The 1,527-nt window shown below is 68.6% G+C and carries 1 protein-coding gene; it reads right to left on the bottom strand.

Annotation, left to right across the window (positions count from 1 at the left end; translation table 11 throughout):
- The coding region (locus tag BM004_RS40480; RefSeq protein ID WP_093222601.1) for a phosphoethanolamine transferase at positions 1 to 1,527 on the bottom strand (1,527 nt) is incomplete at both ends.

The raw sequence follows: 1,527 nt of genomic DNA, 5'->3' as shown, positions 1-1,527 counted from the left end.
CTTTGCACGGCAGGCGGCCAGCGCGTCCAGCGCGGGCTTGTAGGTGGGCGTGGTCACGTCCATCACGCCCAGCACCGTGTGGTACAGGTTGTCGTGCGTGAGCGGTGCGTCCAGCCCCGCCTCCATGCACGAGCGCGAGAGCTTGCGCCGCGCGTTCATGCCGTCGCTGAACCACGTGACCATGGGCACGTGCTTCTGCGCCTCGGGCGCGAAGCTGTACGGCACGCCGTGCAGGAACAACCCGTACTCGCCGAGCGACTCGCCATGGTCGCTCACGTACAGCAGCGCCGGGTCGTAGCTCTTGGACTGGGCCTTGAGCCAGTCGATGGTCTGGCCCAGGAAGCGGTCGGTCTGCACGATCGAGTTGTCGTACACGTTGAGCAGCTCGGCATGGCCGCACTCGGCCAGCGCATTGGTCTTGCACTCGGGCTGGAAGCGCTTCACGTCGGGCGCGGAGCGCTTGTAGTAGGCCGGCCCATGGCTGCCCATCTGGTGCATGACCAGCACCACGCCCTTGGCGCGGCGCTCGGCCGGCAGCGCGGCAATGCGCTCGTCCAGGCCCTTGAGCATCACGTCGTCCAGGCACTCGTCGCCGTCGCACAGCGCCTTCTTGGTGGCCGCGTCGAGCCCGTCGAAGGCCGATGCATTCGGAATGCGCGCGCACACGCCCTTGCAGCCGGCCTGGTTGTCGAGCCAGAACACGGCCAGCCCGGCGGCCTGCAGCACGTCGACCAGGGTCTCGTAGTCGTCGTTGCGCGACTCGTAGCCCTGCTTGCCCAGCGGCGAGAACATGCACGGCACCGAGGCCAGCGTGTTGGTGCCGCAGGAGTGCACGTCGCGGTAGCTCAGCACGCCGCGCCTGGCGAGCTCGGGCGTGGTGTCGCGGGCGTAGCCGTTCAGCGCGAAGTGGTCGGCGCGCGCCGTCTCGCCCACCACCAGCACGAACAGCGGCGGCTTGGCCTGCGCCGCGTAGCTCGTGCCCAGCGCGGTGCCGGCGGTGATGGAGATGAGCTTGCCGCTGCGCTTGAACAGCGGCTTGATGAACAGCGAGCCCGTGGAGTACAGCGTCGCGATGGGGTTCATCATGTAGCGCAGGTGCACGTTGTTGCGCATCAGCGGCGCCAGCTCCCGGTTCATGGACACGGCGGCCCCCAGCGCCACGGCCACGGCCAGCAGCAGCAGCGCGGCATTGCGCCAGAGCTTGGACAGGAAGCGCATCGGCTCGATGCGCACCCGCCACAGCGCCCAGCCCGCCGGCAGCGCGACGACCAGCACGTTGAAGGCCATGCGCCAGCTCATCAGGTCGCGCGCCTCGTTGGGGTCGGTCTGCATCGCGTTGGCGATCATGGTCGGGTCCATGACCACGCGGTACTCGAGCATGTAGTGCTGCACCACGGCGGCCAGCACCACCACGGCGAACCACACCGGCTTCATCCAGCGCGACCAGGCCGTGAACGACAGGATGGCCACCGTGCCGCACAGCGTGAGCAGGCTCATGACGGCGATGGTGGGCAGGTAGGTGCTGGG

It is taken from the genome of Variovorax sp. OK212 (assembly GCF_900112425.1).
In the GTDB taxonomy this organism is placed as follows: domain Bacteria; phylum Pseudomonadota; class Gammaproteobacteria; order Burkholderiales; family Burkholderiaceae_C; genus Variovorax.
The sequence above is the reverse complement of the archived record's forward strand: the minus strand, read 5'-3'. Positions and strand labels throughout refer to the sequence as shown.